Origin of the sequence: Cyclobacterium amurskyense (assembly GCF_001050135.1) — a bacterium.
Taxonomy (GTDB): domain Bacteria; phylum Bacteroidota; class Bacteroidia; order Cytophagales; family Cyclobacteriaceae; genus Cyclobacterium; species Cyclobacterium amurskyense.
In genome coordinates this window covers 4,738,903-4,763,553 of sequence record NZ_CP012040.1, presented here as the reverse complement: position 1 = coordinate 4,763,553, position 24,651 = coordinate 4,738,903, and the positions used below count along the sequence as shown (strand labels likewise).

At 37.6% G+C, this 24,651-nt stretch carries 17 protein-coding genes; 2 read left to right on the top strand and 15 right to left on the bottom strand.

Annotated elements, in window-relative coordinates; translation table 11 throughout:
- Positions 1-7 precede the first annotated feature (7 nt).
- From argC to CA2015_RS19125, 10 genes are all read right to left on the bottom strand, one after another.
- Positions 8-1,051 (bottom strand): N-acetyl-gamma-glutamyl-phosphate reductase, encoded by a 1,044-nt coding sequence (argC, locus tag CA2015_RS19175; RefSeq protein ID WP_048643354.1) that lies wholly within the window; start codon positions 1,049-1,051, stop codon positions 8-10.
- Positions 1,032-2,243, bottom strand: a complete 1,212-nt coding sequence (locus CA2015_RS19170; RefSeq protein ID WP_048643353.1) for an aspartate aminotransferase family protein — start codon at positions 2,241-2,243, stop codon at positions 1,032-1,034. The genes argC and CA2015_RS19170 overlap by 20 nt, the downstream gene beginning before the upstream one ends.
- Before the next feature lies 1 nt (position 2,244).
- On the bottom strand, positions 2,245-3,069 hold the full coding sequence (argB, locus tag CA2015_RS19165; RefSeq protein ID WP_048643352.1) for an acetylglutamate kinase: 825 nt from the start codon (positions 3,067-3,069) through the stop codon (positions 2,245-2,247).
- 269 nt (positions 3,070-3,338) lie between these two features.
- The gene (locus CA2015_RS19155) at positions 3,339-4,103 is read right to left on the bottom strand and encodes a PhzF family phenazine biosynthesis protein (protein ID WP_048643350.1); all 765 of its coding nucleotides are present in this window, start codon (positions 4,101-4,103) and stop codon (positions 3,339-3,341) included.
- Positions 4,104-4,117: 14 nt separating this feature from the next.
- Positions 4,118-5,569 (bottom strand): TrkH family potassium uptake protein, encoded by a 1,452-nt coding sequence (locus tag CA2015_RS19150; RefSeq protein WP_048643349.1) that lies wholly within the window; start codon positions 5,567-5,569, stop codon positions 4,118-4,120.
- A 2-nt stretch (positions 5,570-5,571) separates the two neighbouring features.
- Positions 5,572-6,918: a Trk system potassium transporter TrkA gene (gene trkA / locus CA2015_RS19145; protein ID WP_048643348.1), complete on the bottom strand. Its 1,347-nt coding sequence runs from the start codon at positions 6,916-6,918 to the stop codon at positions 5,572-5,574.
- 113 nt (positions 6,919-7,031) lie between these two features.
- Complete coding sequence (locus CA2015_RS19140) at positions 7,032-9,032, bottom strand: alpha amylase C-terminal domain-containing protein (RefSeq protein WP_048643347.1); 2,001 nt, start codon at positions 9,030-9,032, stop codon at positions 7,032-7,034.
- A 45-nt stretch (positions 9,033-9,077) separates the two neighbouring features.
- The gene (locus tag CA2015_RS19135) at positions 9,078-10,508 is read right to left on the bottom strand and encodes a Ca2+-dependent phosphoinositide-specific phospholipase C (protein WP_084011904.1); all 1,431 of its coding nucleotides are present in this window, start codon (positions 10,506-10,508) and stop codon (positions 9,078-9,080) included.
- Between the two features lie 48 nt (positions 10,509-10,556).
- Complete coding sequence (locus CA2015_RS19130; RefSeq protein ID WP_048644637.1) at positions 10,557-11,534, bottom strand: endonuclease/exonuclease/phosphatase family protein; 978 nt, start codon at positions 11,532-11,534, stop codon at positions 10,557-10,559.
- Between the two features lie 268 nt (positions 11,535-11,802).
- Positions 11,803-13,080: a DUF445 domain-containing protein gene (locus tag CA2015_RS19125; RefSeq protein ID WP_048643345.1), complete on the bottom strand. Its 1,278-nt coding sequence runs from the start codon at positions 13,078-13,080 to the stop codon at positions 11,803-11,805.
- Between the two features lie 213 nt (positions 13,081-13,293).
- On the opposite strand from CA2015_RS19125, the gene CA2015_RS19120 reads away from it, so the two are divergent.
- Entirely contained in the window at positions 13,294-14,685 is a 1,392-nt protein-coding gene (locus CA2015_RS19120; RefSeq protein WP_084011902.1) for an ATP-binding protein, read from the top strand.
- Between the two features lie 2 nt (positions 14,686-14,687).
- Here CA2015_RS19120 and CA2015_RS19115 read toward each other — a convergent pair whose 3' ends face one another.
- The 5 genes from CA2015_RS19115 to CA2015_RS19095 form a co-directional block, all read right to left on the bottom strand.
- Positions 14,688-15,425 carry an NYN domain-containing protein gene (locus CA2015_RS19115; RefSeq protein ID WP_048643343.1) on the bottom strand — a complete coding sequence of 246 codons (738 nt, stop codon included), beginning with the start codon at positions 15,423-15,425 and terminating at the stop codon, positions 14,688-14,690.
- A 227-nt stretch (positions 15,426-15,652) separates the two neighbouring features.
- Positions 15,653-17,260 carry a BCCT family transporter gene (locus tag CA2015_RS19110; RefSeq protein ID WP_048643342.1) on the bottom strand — a complete coding sequence of 536 codons (1,608 nt, stop codon included), beginning with the start codon at positions 17,258-17,260 and terminating at the stop codon, positions 15,653-15,655.
- 365 nt (positions 17,261-17,625) lie between these two features.
- On the bottom strand, positions 17,626-17,874 hold the full coding sequence (locus CA2015_RS19105; RefSeq protein WP_048643341.1) for a toxin-antitoxin system YwqK family antitoxin: 249 nt from the start codon (positions 17,872-17,874) through the stop codon (positions 17,626-17,628).
- A 285-nt stretch (positions 17,875-18,159) separates the two neighbouring features.
- Positions 18,160-19,593, bottom strand: a complete 1,434-nt coding sequence (locus CA2015_RS19100) for a sulfatase (protein WP_048643340.1) — start codon at positions 19,591-19,593, stop codon at positions 18,160-18,162.
- A gap of 58 nt (positions 19,594-19,651) precedes the next feature.
- Positions 19,652-20,899, bottom strand: coding sequence for a TolB family protein (locus CA2015_RS19095; RefSeq protein ID WP_048643339.1), 1,248 nt, complete (start codon positions 20,897-20,899; stop codon positions 19,652-19,654).
- A gap of 680 nt (positions 20,900-21,579) precedes the next feature.
- On the opposite strand from CA2015_RS19095, the gene CA2015_RS19090 reads away from it, so the two are divergent.
- Complete coding sequence (locus tag CA2015_RS19090; protein ID WP_048643338.1) at positions 21,580-24,633, top strand: SusC/RagA family TonB-linked outer membrane protein; 3,054 nt, start codon at positions 21,580-21,582, stop codon at positions 24,631-24,633.
- Positions 24,634-24,651: the final 18 nt, after the last annotated feature.

Sequence of the window (24,651 nt, the reverse complement as noted above, 5' to 3'; positions counted from 1 at the left end):
TGTTAATTTATGGTTGCATTGGAACCTGTAGAAGGCCAATGGATTCGTTCAGTCCCAACATAATATTCATATTGTGTACAGCCTGACCAGCTGCACCTTTTACTAAATTATCGATAGCAGCAATCACAATCGCCCTTTTCGTCCTTTTATCCCAAAATGGATAAATGTCTGCATAGTTACTTCCTCTAACTTCTTTTATTGAAGGTGCTTGATTCCGTACCCTTACAAAAGGTTTGTTTTTATAAAAATCCTTGTAGAGTGATGTTAAACTCTCTTGGTCCATTTCTTTATCTAAAGATAAATAAGATGTAGCCAGAATACCTCTATCCACTGGCAAAAGATGGGGCGTAAACTGTAAAATAACCGAATTTTTCATTAAAAACGAAAGCTGCTCCTGAATTTCAACGGTATGCCTGTGGTTACCTATACCATAAGCTTTGAAATTATCATTTACATTTGAAAAATGTGTAGTATTACTCGCTTTAACTCCAGCACCAGTCAGTCCTGATTTTGCATCTATTACCGCTCCTGATACTGAACCTAATCCAGAACCAAATAAAGGAGCAAGACTCAAAATAGAGGCTGTAGGATAACACCCTGGATTGGCTACCAATGTCGCTGTGCTGATTTCATCAGAATAAAGTTCTGGCATACCATAAACAGCTTGTTCAAACCCTTTGGGAAATGTATGGTCTTTTTTGTACCAATCTTCATAAACTTCAGGACTTGAAAGCCTGAAATCACCTGAAAGATCGATTATTTTCACTCCATCGTCTATCCAACGCTTTACAAATTCCATGGAGACACCATGCGGAAGAGCCAGAAATACCACGTCCACTTCTTCTATATTCACTTCATCTGCTCCAATTAATTCAAAATCAATTATTCCTGAAAACTGCCCATGCAAATCTGAAAATCTCTTGCCCTTGTGACTTTCTGAGGTAATGCTAACAATCTCTACTTCCGGATGATTAATTAAAATTCTCGCTAGCTCGGAGCCAGTATAACCTGAAGCACCTACAATGCTTACCTTATATCTTTGATTTCTCATTTTTCTCAGTTAATTCTATTAATGACTTCAACTTACCCAATACTTTTTCAATGTCTTCATCTGATATATTAAGAGGAGGAACTAGACGGATAACCGATTCCGCTGTCCCATTAACAATGATGCCATCATCTAAAAGTGCTTTCACGATTGGGGCAGCCGGTCTATCCAATTGTATACCAATCATCATTCCTAAACCACGCACCTCTTTAATCATGGGGTGGATTGAAGCCCAAGACCTCACCGTTTTCATGATCCACTCTCCTTTTTCAAGAGATCTTTCGACCAATCCTTCTTCTAAAATAGCTTTAAGGGTAGCCAATGCAGCCGCAGAAGCCAAAGGATTTCCTCCGAAAGTAGTACCATGGTCTCCATAGTCTATGGCATTGCCTACCTTTTCATTGCACAGAAAAGCTCCGACTGGCATTCCTCCGCCCAGTCCCTTTGCCAAGGTCATTATGTCTGGTTGTACATTAAAATGATCTTTGGCAAACATTTTCCCTGTGCGTCCTACCCCAGTTTGAATTTCGTCAAAAATAAGCAGGACATTGTTGTCATCACAAAGTTTCCTTACTCCTTGAAGGTATTGTTCATTTGCAGGAATTATTCCTCCTTCACCTTGAACAGGTTCCAGGATTACAGCAGCTGTCTGATCATTTATTACCGCTTTCAAGGCTTCCAAATCATTAAAAGCCACTTGTGAAAAGCCCGCAGGAATGGGTGCAAAACCCTGTTGATATTTTTTTTGTCCTGTAGCGATGGTAGCCAAAGTACGGCCATGAAAAGAGTTTACCATTGAAATAATCTCTCCACCTTTGTTATGCTTGCTTGCGTATTTCCTAGCAACTTTAATCGCTCCCTCTACTGATTCCGCACCGCTATTGGTTAAAAACACATGCTTCAGATGAGTCAAGTCTACCAGTAACTTACTCAACGCTACCTGAGGAGGACTTACAAAGAAGTTAGATATATGAATTAACTCTGCAGCTTGGGCCTGAATGGCGCTCACCACCTTGGGATGGCAATGTCCCAAGTTATTTACGGCAATCCCAGCGAGCATATCAATGTATTCCTTTCCATCTGCATCCCACAATCTAGTGCCTTTTCCTTTTATAAATGCCAAAGGAAAGCGTTTGAAGGTAGGTAAATAATTTTTTTTGTCTTCCTCGTACAAATACTCGTTCGATATGTGCATGCTAAAGTTTAATTGTAGTTCCTATTTTAATTTGATTGATGATAAAATCGGTAATCTGTTCCGGGCGTGTACCATTTAAAATTACTGCCTCTTTAACTCCGGATTCAACAGCTGAAACGCAAGATTCTATTTTGGGAATCATTCCTCCAGAGATAACGCCACCATAATACTTTGGAATAGTGGCTGTATCAATTTCCCTTATTATTGAAGCTGGATCTGGATATTCTTTATAGAGTCCGTCCACATCAGTCAATACAATATAGGTATCAGCACTTATTGCAGCTGCAATTTTACCAGCGAAAACATCCCCGTTTATATTGTAATCATTGCCTTCTTCATCTGAAGCAATACAGGTAATTACTGGACAAAAGTCATTTTCCAGCAAAGTTTCAATCAATAGTGGATTTACATTTACAATGTCTCCAACCTGACCCAAATCTACTTTATGCTTTTCACCATTTTCATCCGACCTTATATGCCATCTTTTTTGGGCAATAGCCAATTTACCATCTTTACCTGAAAGCCCAACCGCTTTCAGCCCTTGTTTATTCAATAAATTGACCAAGGAGCTGTTTACTTCTCCTTTCAGGGTTTTTTCAATGCAAGACATTGCCTCTAAACTGGTATGTCTGTGCCCATCAAAAAATTCAGATTTTATTCCTGCATCAGCCAGGGAGTTATTGATAAAAGGTCCTCCACCATGCACCAGTACTACCTGAATGCCATGGTCTTGCAAAACTTTTAACTTTTTTGCAATTCCTACTTTAAGGTCTTCACTGATCATTGCATTCCCACCATATTTGATGAGAATTTTACGATATTCCATTCTATATATATTTTGTCAACATTAGAATTACTAAAACATTGCAAAATAAAAAAGCAATAATTATACCAAGGAAAGAAAATTATACTGGAAAAACCTTAAAAAATGAATTCGTTCAAATATTGATATGGAATATTGAAATAATCAAAGGCCGGGTTTACTATTTGTCAGTTTGTCATGATAAAAAAACGAGCTTTGAATTGGAAGAGCTCACCAATCCAAGTAAAAACATAATCTGATGCTTCTATTTCTTTTGGTTTGAATAAATCTTGCTAATGAATCTCAAACTCTCCAGAAAGCAAAACCTTATTGCCTAAAATGGTTGAAATAAATCGCCCTCCTCTTTCACTCAATTGATCCGAGACCATTTCACTTTTACCCAGTTTATTTGCCCAAAATGGCACCAACATGGCATGCGAAGAACCTGTGGCAAAATCTTCCAGTTGACCAACATGAGGGACCAATGTTCTGCTTACAAAATCCACCTTATCAGCAGCAGCAGTAATGGCATAACCAAAAATTTCTGAATCCCTTAACCGCTTAAAATCAGGGTTCATGTTTTTTACAGAAGACTCAGAGTCAGTCAATATTAAGTGCTTGTTGGCCGTTTCATATATGGCCAGAACAGGTATTCCTAATCCCTCTTTAATAGGAAGGGGACATTCAGAGAGAGGCTTTATAACTGGTATAGTTTCCATTACCATACCGAAATTATCATCTGAAACCTTTAATTTAATTTCTCCTTCTTTATAATGTAGTGTTATTTCACTTTGTTTTTGGTATTGAGACATAAATATCCCTGCAGCAGCGGCCCCATGCCCACATAACTCAATCTCAGCATCAGGAGCAAACCACCTTACATTTGATTTCCCTTCTTTGTCAAGGTAAATAAAAGAAGTAGCAGGCATGCCCAATTTAGCTGCCTGATCTTGCATATCCTGCGTTTCAAGAGGCATTTTAGTTAGCACTACGGCCGCAGGATTTCCTTTATAACCCAATTTTTTTGAAGTGAAGACTGCAATTATGGAAGGTTTCATAAATGTTTTTTTGATTAATTGGCTCTCCAGAAATATGGAGTAAAGAGCACCAATATAGTAAATAACTCTAACCTTCCTAATAACATTAAAAAGCTAAGGAATAGTTTTGCAAAAGGCGAAAAGAAAGCAAAATTATCTACTGGGCCAACTCTTCCAATACCTGGGCCTACATTTCCCATAGAAGTAGCTACAGCACCAAAGGAAGTGATAAGGTCATAACCTGCAATCGACATTACAATGGATCCTAACACGAAGATCATCAGGTACAACAATAAGAAATTCATAATGTGGGTAATTACCTTTCCTGTGACCCGTTCCCCATTTATTTTCAATGGAATAACAGCTCTAGGATGCACAATTCGCTTAAATTCCAAAGTAGAATTCTTCACAAAGGTAAGGTGCCTGATAAACTTAATTCCACCACTAGTAGATCCTGCACAAGCCCCCATAAAAAGAATCATAAAGAAGATGATTGTCAGCCCATTGCTATAAACAGTATAATCTGCACTTACATATCCCGTGGTAGTGACAAGTGACACAACCTGAAACAACACATCTCTAAAAGATTTTTCAAAACTGTCATCCATCAAAAAGTAAACAGCAGCAAAGATACCTACAACGAGCAGCCCTACACTTATAAAATAAGCCCTAAACTCATCACTTGCCCAAACCCTATTGAAATGCCCTTTGAAAGCAAAATAAATCAAGGTGAAGTTTGTTCCTGCTAAAAACATAAAAAATACAGCGGTATACTGGATTAATGGACTATTAAAATAGGCCATGCTATTGTTTTTGGTAGAAAAACCTCCTGTGGACATGGTAGTAAGTGAATGATTCATGGCATCAAAAAAGGACATGCCCTCTAAGTAATAAATAACAACCAAAAGTATGGTAAGTCCAAAATAAATTAACCAAAGTCTTTTAGCAGTTTCCCTAATTCTGGGATGCACCTTATCTGAGGTAGGTCCGGGGGATTCAGCCACGAAAAGTTCAATTCCTCCAATTCCCAATAAAGGAAAAATCGCAACTGTCAATACGATAATTCCCAAACCACCTATCCATTGGGTCATACTTCTCCATAGCAATATACCTTCTGGAAGTCGCTCTATATCAGTCAAAATGGAGGCACCAGTAGTTGTAAACCCAGATACAGTTTCAAATATAGCATCAGAATAATTGGGTATGGTCCCACTTAAAAGGTAGGGCATCATTCCAAAAACAGACATGATTATCCAGCTTAAAGCTACAATCATGTACCCTTCTCTTTTTCTAATGTTTTGATCCTGATTGGCGAATGAAAAGAAAAATGTCCCTCCTATAGTTAAACAAATCAATGCCGAAGCGATTAATGTAATCTGGTCTCCACTGTGGTAGTAGTAGGCAAAAGCCACACTTGGAAACATTAAAACACCAAGGAGCATCATTAACCCTCCCATGACTTTTAAAATTGCCTTATAATGGATCATGATTAGTTAAATAATTTTTCCAGTACAGGTTTGGCTTCAGGTAGGGCAAGAACGATGGCTTTATCATGAAGTTGCAATTGAAATTCACCATCTGGAATAAAAACTTCTTCACCTCTAATCACGCCGGCCACTACAGCAGTATCAGGGAAATGGAGTGCCTTCAAATTCTTTTTGGTCAATTTATTGTTTTTTGTAACAGCGTATTGGACAAATTCTGCTTCCACTCCCTGTATACCGGAAACTGCTTCTACTTGTCCCTTTTTCAAATACCTGCTCACATGATTTGCTGCTACCAGCTTTTTATTAATCAGAGAATCCACTCCTATACTATGTGAAATATGAATGTATTCCCTAGTATCCACATGAGCAATGGTTTTGTACACGCCATGATTTTTTGCACTTAGACTCGTAATGATATTGGTTTCAGAACTATCTGTCAATGCCAAAAAACCATCCATGGTTTCAAGCCCTTCTTCTATCAAGAGGTTGATATTTTTGTAATCTCCATGGATTATCAATGCTGTATCCAATCTTTCCGCGAGCCACTTGCAACGCTCCTTATCATTATGGATCAATGTAACACCATAATCATCTTCCAATTCTCTGGCTGTGGAATAGGCAAGATCATCCCCACCGATAATCATCACATCATGGATTTCTTTTTCCTTGTGGTGAACAAGGTCTTTTACTGTGTTTACAGATTTGTTATTGGAGATAAAAAACACATGATCATTGTTCCGGATATAAGTATCTCCTCTAGGGATAATTGTTCTCTGATCCCTTACTATGGCAATTATCCTTATTTCTTTAAAAATTGGATCTGTCCTAGTGTCAGAAAGCTTTCTATTAATCAATGGTGAGTACCGGTCCAAAGTAATGCCAACAACACTTAATCTTCCACCTTCAAACTCTATAACATCAGAAAAGCTGGAACGTTTCATTAAGCGAGAGATTTCCTTACTGCAAAGCATGGAAGGAGAAATAATGGAATCTATTCCTAGGTTCTCAAAATAGATTTTGTTCTCCTTGTATAAATAATCATGGTTTCTTACTCTGGCGATTACTTTTTTTGCCCCCAGTTGTTTGGCCAATACGGCAGTACAAATATTGGTTTTTTCGGAAGTAGTTACCGCCAACATAAGCTCAGCATTGTGAATATTGGCCTTCTTCAAAATTTCAATTGATGCTGAATCTCCCTCAATTGTCAATACATCCAACCTAGATCCAATATTGTCCAATACATCCTTATCCAAATCAATCAGAATGATATTCTTACTTTCGTAATAAAGCTGTTCTGCTAGGTGGAAACCCATATCACCAGCACCAGCGATCACGATATTTACTGCCATAGACTCGTCTTCTATAATTTAAGGGTAATATTAATCAAAAAAGGAGCAAGACCAATACTTATTAACTGATTTCCAATTTATTTCAACTTCTACCAAATATAAGTTGGAATTAATCAATCGAATTTTTCAAAAACCAAAGCCGTTCTATTGGTCATATAAATGCTTAAAAGCTGCTTTTGATCAGTGAAATAAGCCATGCTATTGTCTATCCGCCCAAATCCACCAAATTGCTTGTCATCTGAATTGAGTACAAGCCTGTATTGTCCCATATAGGGCGCTCGAAACTTATAATCTGCAATGGCAGTCTGAGGATTGAAAGAAAAAGCAAACAGCAAGGCTCCTCTGGTAAACACAATCACCTTATTTTCCGGGTCAGCATGTACCTGATCTGCAAAAGGAGAGCATAATACATGGTACTTTTTCATAACTGCTATCATCGCTTTGTCCCAATTTAGCAGGTACTGGTATTTTAACTTTTTATCCTCTGCAAGACTCCATTGCCTTCTAGCGTATTGATAACTCCAATTATTGCCTTCTCTAGGGAAATCTACCCATTCTGGGTGGCCAAACTCATTACCCATAAAATTGAGGTATCCCTCACCTCCTAAGCCTATGGTAAATAATCTTAAAAGCTTATGAAGGGCGATTCCACGATCGATAATGATGTTCTCATCGTCGACTTGCATATGGAAATACATTTCCTTATCCATTAACCAAAAGGCTATGGACTTATCTCCTACAAGCGCCTGATCATGCGACTCCGCATAAGCTATGGTTTTTTCTTTATACCTGCGATCACTTAATTCTTTCCAAAATTCAAGAATATCCCATTCCTCGTCCTTCTTTTCTTTCAGCATTTTGATGAAAAAATCGGGAACCCCCATGGCAAGTCTATAATCAAATCCTACCCCACCTTCGGCTGGTAATCTACACAAGCCGGGCATACCACTAACATCCTCTGCAATGGAAATGGCTGAGGGTTTAACTTCTTTGATAAGTGCATTGGCTAGTTGTAAATAGATTATGGCATCCCAATCCACATCTTTATGGAAGTACTTTTCGAAATGATCAAATGTAGTTAGCCCATGGTGAAAATAAAGCATGGAAGTAACCCCATCAAACCTAAACCCATCAAAATGGAATTCCTCTAACCAATATTTTAAATTGGAAAGTAAAAATCTCTTTACCTCCCATTTTCCATAATCAAACAACTTGGAGTCCCATACCTCATGATATCCCCTGGGTCCTTCATGAAAATACTGGTGATCTGATCCATCAAAAGCATTCAAACCCTCAGAAACATTTTGAACTGCATGTGAATGTACCACGTCCATTATAACCGCTAACCCAAGTTCATGGGCTTTATTCACCAAGTACTTTAAATCTTCTGGAGTACCAAACCTACTTGAAGGACAGAAAAAACTAGAAACGTGATAGCCAAAGGAACCATAATAGGGATGTTCCATTACAGCCATTAATTGAATAGCATTGTATCCCAGGTTTTTAATTTTAGGTAAAATTTCATCAGCAAAGGCAAGGTAAGTACCTACAGCCTCTACTTCAAGTCCCATCCCTACATGGCACTCGTAAATCAACAATCCATCTATTGGAAAGTCTGGTTCGAAAGCCTTATCTGTCCATATAAAGGGCTTTTCTGGAGCCCATATTTGCCCGGAGAAGTCTTTGCTTTCTTCATCCTGAACCACTCTACGAATATAAGCTGGAATTCTATCCATATTGCCATTGACAGCAACAACATGGACTTTCACTAAACTCTTATGAACCAACCTATCCTTGTATTCGGAATAGGGTAAAACTATTTCCCAAACGCCCCATTGGTCCATTTGCAGTGGATGAGAAGACCTATCCCAATTATTGAAATCTCCAATTAAAAAGAGTGCCTCGGCCTCGGGTGCCCATTCTCTATAAATCCAGGCTTGCCTGTTAATGTCAAAATTAATTCCGAAATACTCGTGCCCTGAAGCAAATTCAATTAGCCCTTTTTCATCGTTTGCTAACTCTTTATATGCCAATTGAAACCTAACCCATCTCTGGTAAATTTCCTCTTTGTAATCCTCTAACCATGGGTCCTCTTGAACAATTTTCAATTTCATATAGCTATCTGCAAAAGTGATTGTAAAATTTTATAAAAGCTGTAATTATTCGTCCACTGGAAAACCACTATTCTTCCACCGATCATACCCCCCTTCCAGGTGGTAAACATGTTTGAATCCATTTTTCACCAACAAATCAGCGGCCTTTCCGCTTCTCCCTCCTACTTTGCAATACACCAAAATTGTTTCATTTTTATCCAATTCTGTGATTCTATTAGAAAAATCTTCTTGCAGAAAGTCCATGTTAATTGCACCAGAAATAACCCCATGTTTTACCTCCTCACTCGTTCTAACATCCAAGACAAGCCCTTTCATTTGCTCCTTCGCAATAGTAAAAGTTTCTGGGTCAAGAGCTATTACAGGTTTTACTTCTTCAGATAAAGCGATGTCTTCTTCCATCTCACTTGGAAACAAGGGATTAATACGACTGTACTTCCCTCCTTCAAATTGAACTGCATAAGCGCCTTCCCACCTTGGGTCAGCTACATAATAATCTGTACTAATCAATTGGGCTCCACTGGAAAATGCCATTTCCCTTCGTTCAGTAGTATTGGCTCTCGCTTCCTTTGTCCCTGCATCAGCTCTGGTTCTTACTATAAAACCTTTTTCCACCAAAGCCTTTATCTGTTTTTGATTTTGAATGGGATCATTAATAATATGTATTGCAGACATGGGATGGTCTTCAGGTACAGTGACAAACATATGCCCTTCATTTCCCTCTTTGGAATTAGATAGGTACTCAGCTACTTTTGGTTCTCTTTCATCCAAAATAAAAATAAATTTACCCCGAGATGACGATAATTCCGGCCAGCCTGATTCGATTATAGCAGTCCTTAGATCTTTAAACGACCCTCTTACGTCTTTTGGCTTTATTAATTTTTCAACTCCTAGAAAGTCTTCTATTTCTTTGTCTACCAAACTAAATACCGACTGATCAAATGGAAGTGCTGTTGCAAAACCTCGATCAGGGAAATTGGCATCTTTGGCATTTATGCTGATGAAAATTGGCAAGTGATTGGGATGTAATAAGGACCAGTTTTTTAAATCTGACAAATAATCCCTAAACAAAGCATGATGACTTAAAAAATCTATATCCTGTACATGAAATACTTTAAAGCCCGGGAGGTCAAAACCTGCATCCCAATTTTCTGGTGCTACCAATTCTTTCCCAAGAGGATTACTAAATCGTCCTCCTTCTGGGTCATGGTAAATGTCCAGTTCCAATAATCGTAATCCTGCATCAAGTTGCATCCAAATAGTAGGATGGCTATAATCAAGACTATTGGCCATTTCAAGGTTTTCCTGCTTAATTTGCTCCAAAAGCTCCTCAGGTATTGCCTTTTTATAGCTATTATGAGTGCCAATATATTGAATCTCATTAATTTTCAGGTTAGTATTTTCATCTACCTGATGTGTTTTATTTTCACAATTGAAAAATAAAAAGGATAAGCCAATTATAAAACACCTTAACATCATAAACCTATTTTTTTTCCACGGTTAAATATATCGAATCTTAATCAGAAATTAGCCACGGGTAGAAAACTCTGCCCATAGCGGGAGATGATCTGAAATTCTCCATGACAATTGGAAGGGGCTCAATCTAGCTTTTTTCATAATATGAGGTCCAAAATCAAATATCCCTCCGTTGAGGTATCGAATAGAAAGTTGAGGGATTTTGTTTTGATTTTCAAACCAAGCAATTTGCGAATAAAATTTCGTTTGATTGTCTATTAATGTTCTTCTTACATTCCATAGGTTTTCTGGTACCGACAAACCGGAAGACACAAAGGCATCGTACCTTGGATCCCCCATCCTATCAATATTAAAATCACCCAAAAGAATCAGGCTTTGGTCGAAAGATTTCATACTTGATGCCCACTCGCGAAGCCATTTGGCAATGGCCGTTAATTCACCTTCTCGCTCAGAAGCATGTTTTCCATACAAGACATGTGCACTTACAAGAATAAATGTTTTATCCTCTACTTTAAAGCCCACTGCATAAGGGGTCCTGGCAAATTGCCTATCGAAAGCCCCCTCCTTGATTTCTTCAGCCTTTTTATTGGGCACAACAAGTTCGCAAGCCAATCCGGATAACTTTACTTTTCTGGTGTCAAACAAAAACCCTATCCTTTCGTCATTGCCCTCATCTCCTCCTGATACATCTGTTAAAATAAAACTCCAATGATTGCCCAATAGTTTGAGCATATGTCTGAAGGCTTTCAAATTACCTTTGAGCTCCTGAACAGCTATTATATCAAACCTAGAGATTATCTGAGCGATAGCCAATACAGCGTGTAGGTCTCTTTTTGGAGAATCTGAATCTTCAGCTTCCCACTTTTCAGTGAGCCCACCAAAAGCACGAATATTCCAAGTCGCTATCAGTATATTATGGTCTAACTTTTTAAATGGGAGTCCCTGATCTAATACCTTATTTAAAGCATCCATCTCATCCAAAATATGCTTTGGAGCTAAGCTTAATATTTTTGGAGATTTTTGATTCATATCAAAATTGATTGCGAGAAATGATTTTAAATAAAAATAAGGTTTTTTAGCCTTTTTCAAAACAATAAACAACAATCATTCATTTTTTAGATATAATTATAATTTCACCATAATTAATCTAGCTTCTTTATTGAACGGTTTTGATAGGCCATTTAAACTCAATTTTAATCAAATTTGAAATGTGCAATAAAACTCATAATAGCCGCAATAAATATTGGTTCTAGTCAGTTAGCAACTGACAATCAACCACCTGCCTATTCTGGTAAAATCAATGAATAGCCCACCTTATTGTTGCGATTATTAGTCCTACCAAACCACCAACTACAGCTCCATTTAGGCGTATATACTGTAAATCATAGCCTACCTTGTCTTTAATCTGGAGCATTATTCCCTTGTCATCCAATTTCGCAAGACTACTCCTAACCATTCCCCCCAACTCATGATGGTATTTGGTCACAAGATGGGTAATGGTTTTTCTCAACCACATGTCAATTTGCGTTCTACTGCTATTATCTTCTCGAAGTTCGTTCAAGAACCGACCCAACTGCCTGCTCAATAATTGCATTAATGGTGTGTCTGAAGAAGAAAACTGCTCATTCATGTTTTCCTTTATTTTATTCAACACCTTATTTATCATGCCTTTGGTTTGGTCATTTAAAACCCAATTTCTTTTGAGGTTATCAACGTAGGCTAGAGTCTTCTCATCTCCCGATTCTAGGTTAGTAGCAAACTCCATAACATAATTTTCCAGTTTTTTTCGAATTGGATGCGCTGGATTATCTTTTATCTCTTCCAAAAAGGCAAGCACGAGATCTAAGATTCTGTCAATCATTAAATCTGGGTCTATTCCTCCGGTTTTCTTTCCTAACCAAACGGCGGATTTTTTCACCCAATCCCTACTTGCGTAGGATGCTAATGCACTTTTCAACTTTCCTAAAACAATGGCTCTGGTTTCAGGCTCTTTAATGGAAATAGAAAATTGATCAATTGCAATGGCTATAAATTCATGGTGTTTTCCTTCCGTCACAATACCTTGTAGCCATTTCCCGGTAGGCTTGGCAATATCTGAACTATCAAGTCTATCTTTAAGTAATTTTTGTACCAGAACTACCAACTGAGGATTGTCCATTTCACCAGAAATCCGTCGAAAGATACCGCCAAAGAACCCTAAAAGTTTATTTAAATTTTCACCCGATTCTAATGATTGCAATAAGCCCTCTGCAATTTTAATGTGCATCAGCCTCTCTTCGAGAACTTTTGGAGACAACCATTTTGTAGTCACCAGATCAACTATCCCCTCAGTTAATTTCTCTCTGTTTTTTACAATTATATTTGTATGTTTTCTGACATATGGAATAGGTATCTCATAAAATAAAGCACTCACAGCAAACCAATCTGCCAAACCACCTATGGTTCCTGCCTCAAAACCAGTAGCAAGAATACGCCATATTCCCATTTCTAAGTAACCTAAATAGATACCGGACTCTAAGAGTAAAAATCCCGAAACAGCAATAAGTAAAGAATTCCTTCCAATTTTACTTCTCAAAATATTATTATTAATGGATTTGAATAAAAAACAGCAAGTTACCTCCTATTTTACAAAAGTTTTATTTATAGTTGACTACAAAATTTGAACCATTAACATAATTGCGCAATATAAATTATAAGAAGATTGTTTAAGCAAAAAAATATTCACTAGTTTTAAACGTCAATCCAATTCCATATAAATGGCTTTAGGGTAGTCCTGAACAAAAAATGGATGTCTACTTTTTTTAACAAACAGCAAATATTATTCATGTGGGATAAGTATCTAAAGTATATCAAAACCATTTGTTTGGCCACAGAACAGAAGGCCGATCATTTAGACGATTGGAGAGATAGGCTATTTATATCAGGCTTGGCTTTTTTATTGCCCTTTTGCTTGATTGCGCTCATTCCGGGGCTGATAATGGCTTATATAAGCAATCATATTGCAATCTTTATTTTTGATTCTTCCGCTTTTATAATATCAGTAATCGCAGCTTTAGTTCCTGGTATCCGCCTTAAATTTCGGAAATGGGCTATTTTTTTAATTTTCTATGGAACTGGAGCCTCCCTCATTTTTTTTGTTGGGAATTATGGTCCAGGATTAATGTATCTTTTGTCTGTATCTCTATTAATGATACTGTTTTTACCTAGTAAGCAAGCATTTATTAGTTTTTATCTAAACCTCTTTACTTGTACTGTTTTTAGTTTATTGATATATTTTAAAATAATCGTTTATCTTCCCAACCTTCCCAATCCTGATTTGCTTCACTGGATAACCGTATCTGCAAATTTAATCTTCTTAAGTGCTGTATTTTCTTTTCTCATACCCAAATTATTTTCCAGGCTGGAAAATAGCCTAAGAGAACAATACTCTCTTCAGGAAAAACTCAAATTGAGAACGATTAAACTAAAAGAATCACTTAATGAGGTAGAAACAAAAAACAAGGAATTGGAACATTTCACCTTTGTGGTCTCTCACGACTTACAGGAACCCTTACGGATGGTTTCGGGCTTCATGCAATTACTGAAAAAAAAGTACAGTGACTCATTGGACGAAAAAGCCAATACCTATATTTCCTATGCTGTGGACGGCGCCGGTCGTATGAGGGAATTGATTCTCGACTTGTCAGAATATTCTCGAATTAACAAAATTACCGAAGAGCCTGAACGCGTGGACCCCAGTCATATTCTAAAAAATTTAAAACTAACTTTTCAATCAGAAATAACAGCAAAAAAGGCCGAAATCACCTCGGGTCCATTGGTCCCAATTCTAAGTCATGCAAGTTTCTTTTCACTACTTATTCAAAACCTTTTAGGTAATGCGCTGAAATATTCAGATCCAAACCGCCCTCCAGTGATTCATTTATCTATGGAGGAAAGAGAGGAAGATTACCTGTTTCAAGTCAGCGACAATGGAATAGGAATAGATTCTGATTACTTTGATAAAATCTTCGTTCTATTTCAGCGCCTTCACAATAAAAATATAGGTCGGGGCACAGGAATGGGATTGGCAATTGTTAAAAAAATCACCGAAATATTAGGGGGTGATATTTGGGTAGCCTCAGAAGTGGGGATAGGTACCACATTTACATTTACCCATCCCAAATACCCTAGCTCAAAATAAGTTTACTCCTTGTTTCTTACGAAGATCAATTTGTGTTTGCCATTTTGATTTTCCCTCTGTTCTACCTCAAAGTTAGCTATAGAACTCACTAACGGTGTCAATTTCTGAAATCCGAAATTCCTTGAATCAAAATTGGGTTGCTTCTTTTGAAGTAAATTTCCAACATCTCCCATAAAAGCCCATCCATCATCATCTGCTAAATCAGAAATTGTACTGGAGATCAATCGGATAAGTTTCGGGTTAATTTTATCAACTTGAACAGATGATTTAGCTTTATTTTTACCATTCTCCTGCTCCTCACTCTGATTGTGAAGAATTTCCAAATAAATAAATTTATCGCAAGCCACTATAAATGGATTAGGTGTTTTTTTCTCCCCCATTCCAAGGACCAGCATTCTAGATTCACGTAGCCTAGTGGCCAATTTGGTAAAATCACTGTCACTAGAAACCAAACAGAAACCATTGACCTTATCTGAATACAAAATGTCCATGGCATCAATTATCATTGCCGAATCGGTGGCATTCTTACCTGTGGTATAACCATATTGCTGTATAGGATTTATAGCATTCTCCAAAAGCACATTTTTCCATTTACCTAACTGAGGTTTAGTCCAGTCACCATAAATCCTTTTAATGGTTGGATTGCCATATTTTGCTATCTCTTCCATCATTTCCTTGACCTGAGTGGATGGTACATTATCCGCGTCGATCAATACTGCAATTTTAATATCTGTTTGCATAAGCTTTAAATATAGCGCAAAAGTATGAAATAAAAAGTAACCAAAGAAACCTTCAGTTTTCCAAAAAACAATCGAAAAACCTCTTTTTGCCTGCTTTGCCTAACTGTGAGAGGATTAAGCATTGACATTGGAAGATAGCGTAACTATAGTAAACCCATAATAGAAACAAGATGACTAATTTGTAGTAATTCTATCTTACAAAAGACGGGCTCCTAGCCATCCATGGTTTATCCCTCTGAATCATTGTCATTTTCAAGTTTCTTAAGTATCACATCTGATAATTTTTTCTCATAGAACTTTCTATCCATTTCTTTAGCCAAATGTTTTTCCCTGGCATATTCTTCTTTCAATCCTTTTAAAAGGGAATAACACATAAAAAGCAAAATGATTAAAAAGGGCAGTCCGGTGGTTATCGCGGCTGTTTTTAAAGCTGTAAGACCTCCACCAATCAATAGAACAGCTGCCACTGCACCTTCTGTAGTCGCCCAGAAGATGCGTTGTCCAACAGGTGCATCCAACTTACCTCCTGCCGTAATGCTATCTATTACTAAGGATCCCGAGTCTGAACTGGTAACAAAAAAGCTTGTTACCAATAATATCCCAATGATTGAGCCAACACCTGAGTAAGGGAAGTTTTCTAGGAAAACAAACAAGGCTATGGATTCATCAGCAACAATACTTTTGGCTAAACTATGGGTATTGCCAACTAGTCCCTCTTGCATGTCCAGCAGTATGGCAGAACCACCCAAGGCAGTCAACCAAAAGAAGGTAAGGATGGTTGGCACCAACAATACGCCAAATATGAATTCCCTTATGGTTCTCCCTTTCGACACCCTAGCTATAAACATTCCTACAAAAGGTGACCAAGAAATCCACCAGGCCCAATAAAATACTGTCCAATCTTTTTGCCAGCCATTGTCCCTATAGGCTTCTGTCCAGGTGGATACCTGTAGAATGTTTTCCATATAATTCCCAATATTCTGAACAAAGGATCGGAAAATAAACAAGGTGGGGCCTACTATAATTATAAATATTAGCAAAATTGCTGCGATCCTTACATTCCATTCACTCAGAAACTTCACCCCTTTGTCAATGCCAGACACAACTGAAAGGGTAGCAATTAGAGTAATTCCGGCAATCAACAACACCTGAACCAAAATGGTATTTGGAACACCAAATAAATAGAAAAGCCCTCCACTGACCTGCTTGACACCCAAGCCCAAAGACGTAGCCAATCCAAATAGCGTAGCAAGTACTGCCAATACATCAATACAATCTCCCATCCAACCATTCACTTTTTCACCAAGCAAGGGGTAGAACACAGACCTAATGGTTAAAGGTAATTTTCGATTATAGGTGAAAAATGCCAAAGAAAGGGCCACTACAGCATATATGGCCCAGGCATGAAACCCCCAATGAAGAAAAGTAAGGTTCATGGCTCCTTCTGCTGCCGCAACAGTATAAGGCTGACCAAAAGGAGGGTTGGCATAGTGATTTACCGGCTCTGCCACTCCCCAAAACAACAATCCTATTCCCATACCTGCACTAAAAAGCATGGCAAACCAAGAACTTGTACTGAACTCAGGTTCAGCATCCTTACCTCCTAGCCTTATTGTACCATATTTACTGAATCCCAGATAAAAACAAAAAACGATAAAAACATTGACAGCAATAATAAATAACCATCCGGTTTTATTCGTGATGAAAGTTTTGATATTGGAGAAAACCAACTCCATGGGTTTACCAACAATTATGGTAACTAGAATAAAAATAAAAATCAATATGACAGATGGCCAAAAAACAGGCTTATGAATGTCAAAATGTTTTTTCATCATAATTTAATGTTTAAAAAGGGAGGGTTCCAAACTTTTATCAACCCTATAATCCCCAATACGAAACAACATGTCAGGCCTCAAAAAAGCTGCACCATACCGATATCGAATCCTTGAAATTTATACTAATAATCTGGCCTGAGACCTTTTAGGGTCAGCTACGTAGTAAATGAAATCATCGAATCAATATTGATTCCATCAATGGGAGAACAACCAATAAATAAAGATTATTTGGCAATACATTGGATTCACAGGATAGTCAAACTCCTGAATAAATATCAATCCCATTCCAGATAGCTTAAAAGTATACTATTTTGCCTCCGATGACAAATTCCTTGCTGACCAATTTTAAATCAGGAACCTTTTCCTTATCTTTTAGTCACTTTATAAACCTTGCCATCGCTATCATAAGTAATCCATTCTCCCACGGCTTCCCCCTTAATGAAATGACCTGACCGCTTGATGGTTCCGTCAATTCGGTACCATTCCCAGTACCCTTCTGCCTGCCCATTGATTATTTCTCCTTTAGACCATATCGTTTTACCATTGGCGTGGTATTTAATGGTAAGTCCATCAATAATTTCGGTTTTTTTAGATGGATTGTTTTTATCTGGCATAATGGAATATCAATAAAGTACTTAAACCCGAAATATGCAATAGACATTCTATTACGTGCTGAAATCGCTTTAAAATCAGCCACTTCGTTGCTGTTTTCAATTTCACCATAGCGGTGCTATGCTAAAATCTCCAAACAGCCTGATTTTCTTGCGATTGCAACACTTCCCTTAAACACGAGACAGGCTTCACCCCTGACATTGTCAGGGCGGAGAAATTCTATTACATAATCCGGGTTAAAACAAAATGGGCTAAAATATTTCATTTTTCAGCCCATTTTGAATGCTTTACTCACTTTGTTTTATCTTTTGTTGGATAAAATATTCGTTGTTATCGTACTTTGATTCCTTAGCCCATTTCACATTAATTTGAGGTAGGTATTGGGCCAGTCTCTCTTTTACTCCCTGGTACTTCTTTTGTTCAGCTAGATTGTGCCATTCATTGGGATCCTTCTTTAATCGATACAATTCCTCTGAACCATCCTCATAATGGATATACCTATAATCACTTGTAACGATGGCATGGTTGTTTCTAGCCCAAGTAACAATAGCAGGTTGTTCCCATTTTAGCTTAGGATTTAGTATCAGAGGATAAATACTTTCTGCTTCTATATTCTCTGCTGAAGGAAGCTTCGCCAGATCGGTGAGTGTAGGGTAAATTGAAAACAATTCCACAGGCACATCTACCTTTTTATTTTTCGGAATACCTGGTCCTGCAAAAACAAGAGGAGCTGCTGTTGCACTGTTCCAAAGTGCCACCTTGGCAAAGGTATTTTTTTCTCCCAATCGATAGCCATGGTCAGACCAAAGGACAATTATGGTGTTTTCAGCATACTTGCTTTTCTCCAAAGCATTCAATACTTCCCCTATATAATGGTCTACAAAGGAAACACTAGCCAAATAACCTTGAAGGATATTTTTCCACTGATCATTGGCTATGGCCCATTCGGTGGTAGGCATCATAGGCAAATCATCAATCGCAAGAGCTATTTCGGGTAAATCCTCCCGATCTGTATCCAAATAAGGTGGAAGATGAAGTTTTGCTGTATCATATAGGTCAAACCATCTTTGTGGCACATACCATGGCACATGCGGTCGTAAGAAGCCTACAGAAAGGAAAAAGGGTTTATCATATTCTCTTTTGAGCCTTTCTGCTGCCCATTCTGCAGTATGGTAATCCGGCATTTGTTGGTCTTTCTCCGGAAATGGCCCCCAATCTGTCGAGGTTCTCTCTTTGTCCCAATGGAAATTTTGCTTTGCATAGGGTCCAAAACCTTTGGCTCGTCCACCACTTTCATCAAATAAGTCCTTCGGGGCATGATTGTGGTAAATTTTACCTATTCCCATGGTATGATAACCTTGCTCTTTGAAATACTCATGCATCATTTTGGCTTCACGAGTAGCCTCATTGGTTTCCTTGATCTTTTTGTCATCTATAAAACCATAGATACCTGTTGTGGAAGGCCTGAGACCTGTCATTATCGCCGTTCGCGATGGACTGCACATTGGCGATTGACATTGGGCATTGGAAAAGAGCAAACCACTTTTTATAAGCTTGTCCATATTGGGAGTAATGGCATCCGGATGCCCCATTTCTCCTACAAAATTATTCAAATCATCTACCGCAATCATCAATATATTGGGTCGATCTTGTTGGGCTTTTCCGCTAAGGCTAGTAAGACAAAGACTTATAAAAAACAGTAAAAGGTACTTTTGGGACATGGTAATTTTTAATGGTTAATTGGATAATGGTTAATTGTTATTTGACAATTTCTTCCAATTAGAATTTTAATTTCAGTAAGTAGGCTTGTCTTGATCCGGAATGAACAGAATTGAAGCCAATCATATCTCCATTTGGACTCCACCTACAATGGATATCACAGCGCCAATATCCTCTGAATGATTCAGGAGTTACAAACTGACCTAAGGTTCTCACAGCATTGGTTTTCATATCCATCAAATAGATTTTCTGTTCTCGAAATTTGTTCTCTCTAGCATAGGTATCTGTTACCATCCATTTTTCATCAGGTGAGAAAGTCCCATGTCCATCAAAATCCAGGAGACCATTTCCAAGCCTTTTATAATCCTGCTTTCCTGTAGTATACAATACGTGGGAATATTGTTTTCCCTCATAGGAACTAGTGACCATTAATTCTTCATCATTCAGCCAATCAAAATGTGATCCTGCCCAGTCGTCTGGAAAACACCTTTGAAGACCCGTTCCATCTATGTTTACTATCAAAGATGTGGTATTCCTATTAGGAATAGCCCTTGCTAGCCAAAATATTTTAGAACCTCCTCGACTAAACAAGGTATGATTAAAATATTCAATCCCATCCTCAGGGATCTCCGGAACCAAGTCCTTGACATCAGCCATTGAGACTATAAGCTCAGCCTCTCCTGTGGCTAGGTCTAATAGAAATAGTCCATCATCTTCGGGGAATTGAACATCCTCTTTTTTATCCTGCCCTTCTCCACCATAACCATAATCGCTCCTGGTAATGCGAAGACGAGAAAAGTTAATACTAATAGCCTTGGTTCCATCAGGAGATACTGCACTTACCGGGTGGGGAATGGTTTTGATTTCTTCTTGCGTGTGAACATTCATTATCACAGAAACAAAGGCCCCTTCCCTTAGGTCATTGTAGATAATAAGAGAATCTGGAGAAGTAGCCAGCCAATGCGCCATACATCCTTGCTGAAAATTCCAAGCACGAGTCGTAGTTAGTGGCTTGAAATCCATGGTTTCAAGATCTACAAGTCCCAATGTTGCTTCATCATCTTCAGTTGGGAGCCTATCTACAATATCCGTTTCTAAAACAGTCGCATACCTTTGATTGGCGCTAAAAGAATTTATACCATAATAACTGGCATAAAGGTGTTCTTTTCCATTGTCTACCAATTGAATGGGAGCTGAAACTTCAGGGAAAAGAACGGTATTTTTGTTGTTTTTTTCTGCTATTGGTTCGCTATCTGCACAGGAAAAGGCAATACTGCATGCCAATAAAATAAAAATTAAGGATTTCATTTGGTTGGATTTGTTAATTTGGTTTATCGTCAACTATTACATAAAAACAGTTGATAACACAAAATAGCATGAGAAAATGGACTTTTCAAGTTGCACTACGAAATAAGGGTAAAAGCACCTGAATTTTATTTTTTTAACAAAATTCTATTGAACAATTATTCCACTCCCAAGCGGCCTATTTGCCTATAAAACGCAATTCTATTCTTTTGAAAGGATAAATTTTGTTCATTTTTTCGAAAATCTAGCCTAAATAAATATGCTTCTGAAGGCCAATAATAGAAATAACTCTGAAAATCAGAAAAATAATCATTTAAAAGTATAATAAAACATTTGAATACCTAAATTTTCATATATTATCATAATACATTATTATACTATAGGTTCAATTATTAGATTAAAAATAATCATATGATTTTCAACTAAACATATATTTCAAATTTAGAGGGATTATTTTTAAAAAAGACATATATGTATATTTTTTATAATTAATTACAGTAATTTATTTATAATAATAACTCATTTAAATTAAAAATAAATTTTAGTAATAATAAAACTAAAAATAAACTACTGAATACTATTTTTTAGTTGTAGTTTTTGCTATCATTAGGATTTATTTTACGAACACTAAATTTCAAATGATTAACAAATTAATCCCATTTTAAAAACCTAAATCCAAAGTAATGAAACAACCTTTATTAAATCATGTGAAACCCTTGATTCGATTGTTTTCAATTGCTATAATAATTCAAGTTATTAGCTTGGATTATATACATGCAGAAAACAATACGGGGAAAGAAAAAAGCTTTGAAAAAGCTATCAACTCGTACTTATTATCAATGGATAATAAGATCCGTTCTGAAAGGAAAAGCAGCACTAATTTAGCAAGTATGGCAGATGTGACTGTACAGGGCACAGTGACGGATGAAAACGGTGAACCCATTCCTGGTGTTACAATTTCCATTCCTGAAACCGGACTAGGAACGGCCACCGACCTTAGTGGAAATTATTCAATTACCGTTCCAGAAGGTTCAACACTTATTTTTTCTTTTATAGGGTTTGAATCCCAGCGAATTGTAGTCAAAAACCAAAATAAGATTGATGTAACCCTACTAGAAGATGTAGCTTCATTGGAAGAAGTTGTGGTCGTGGGCTATGGATCTGTCAATAGAGAAAACCTCACAAGTGCGGTCAGCTCATTGGATGAAAAGGATTTTGTAGCTGGCACTGTATCTCCTTTAATGGCCATTCAGGGAAAAGTTCCTGGATTAAGTATTCAGTCCACCAATGGTGCTGATCCCAATGCAGGTATTTCCATTCAATTGCGTGGTGTAAACTCAGTGAATGCATCTCAAGGGCCGCTAATCGTAATAGATGGGGTTCCGGGTGGCAATATCAACTCAGTAGTAAAGGAGGATATTGCCTCAATTGAAGTATTGCGTGACGCCTCTGGTGCGGCTATCTATGGTACTAGGGCCTCTGGCGGGGTTATCTTAATTACCACTAAATCTGCTAAAGCCGGCGAATTAACAGTTAGTTATACAGGTGAATTATTTGTGGAAGGAGTACGTCGTTATAATGAGCCATTGGGAAGAGATCGCTTCCTTGAAGAAGGCTTAGGTAATGATATTGGACACAATACCGATTGGTTTGATGAAGTAACCAATAACAACCCAATGAGCTATAGAAATGTATTAAGCTTTAGTGGTGGTGTAGAAAACGCTAGAATCCGTGCTACCATAAGTAACAATAATGCCACCGGCCTGGCCATTGGTTCTGATAGAAACGACACACAAGCCAGGATAAATACTGACTTCACCTTATTTGATGGCTTTTTAAGAATCACCAATAACCTTTCCTATAGTGAAAGACAGTCAAATTTTTCAAACAATGATATTTTCAGGATGGCTCTTCAGCTAAACCCTACAGAAACGCCTTATGATGCTAATATGCCACATGGGCTTAATGTATGGACCGGTGGCTATGACTGGTACAACCCTGTTGCGGATATTAGATTAATGAAAAACCAAAGGAAATATTCTTATTTATTAAATACCACTTCCTTGTTGTTTAACCTCACTGACAATCTTTCTCTTACCGCAAGGTATTCATTGAACAATGGAAGTAACTACGGAACCTACTGGAGATCTGCACAACATAAGACTTCCTTGGATGAAGGAGTAGCAGGATATGCTAGCCATAGTTATGGGGAATTCCAAGACAATACCTTGGAAGCTTTCTTCACTTACGACGAAACCTATGACCTACATACTATCAATGCTGTTGGAGGCTATAGTTTCCAGGAATTTAATGGACAGGGTTTTAATGCAAACAATTCAGATTTTGCAGTAGATGGTATTGAAGAGCATGACTTGGCTACAGGTAGGTTTTTGTCTGAAGGTAGGGCTGGATTAGGCTCTTATAAAAACCCTAGAGTAAGGTTAATGGCCTTCTTTGGAAGGGTAAATTACAGCTGGAACAATAGGTATTTGATTACTGCAAGTTTGAGAAGAGAAGGTTCTTCAAAATTTGCCAAAGGTAATAGATGGGGTAATTTCACAGCCCTTTCCTTGGGTTGGAATATTCACAACGAACCTTTTATGCAAACCCAAAATTTGTTCACCAATCTAAAACTTAGAGGTGGATTCGGAGAAACCGGGAATGAGGGATTCGCACCGGGTGTGGCAACCAGAATGTACGGCCCGGATACTTGGTGGCTAATGAATGGAGAATGGAGAAGAACCTACGGGGTCTCTCATAACCAAAATACTGACCTAAAATGGGAAACAAAAAAAGAATACAACCTCGGTATCGACTTTGCTATTCTTGAAGGAAACATTTCCGGTAGGTTTGATATCTTCAAAAGAGATGTAGATGATTTGATTTACGATATTTCTGTTCCACAACCTCCAGCTATTCACGACAAAACCACTATGAATGTAGGTATTTTACGAAATACAGGTTGGGAAGCTGAAGTCACCTGGAATGCTATTGACAAAACCAATTTCAATTATGTAACTACTTTGATTGGATCTGCCTATAAAAGTGAATTGGTAAGCCTTTGGGGAAATCAGACTTTTTGGGATAGAAAAGGTTTTCCAGCACCAGGAAGCCCTGGTAATGCTGTAAGACTTTTCCCAGGTGAACCTATAGGTAGGTTCTTTGTGTGGGAACATGCAGGATTTACAGATGATGGTAACTGGATGTTAAGAGGAGACGATGGAGAAGTATTTGATGTAACTGAAAGAACTAAAACCAATCAGGATAAAAAGTTCATTGGTAATGCCATTCCAAAAGTAATCTTGGCTTGGAACAATCAATTCACCATAGGTAAATTTGATGTAAACGCTTATTTCAGAGCTTGGACAGGACATGATATATTTAACATGCCAAATTTCTACTATGGAATACCTTTAGAGTCTAGAAATGTTTTGGTTGAAAACTATGACGACCAAAAGCATATTAAAGGAGAAAAAGAATTGAGTGATTACTGGATTGAAGATGGCGATTTCTTGAAACTTGATGTATTGTCATTAGGCTATTCTTTTGATGTAAAAGGAAATAAATACGTAAAAGGGCTTCGTGTTTATGCGACTGGACAAAATTTATTCGTACTTACAAATTATTCAGGTTTAAATCCAGAGGTTAATATTAATGGCCTGGACCCAGGGTTTGAAGAGAGGGCAACCTATCCACAAACGCGAACTTTTATGTTTGGTGTACAAGCTAATTTCTAAACCAAAAAAATTAAGATC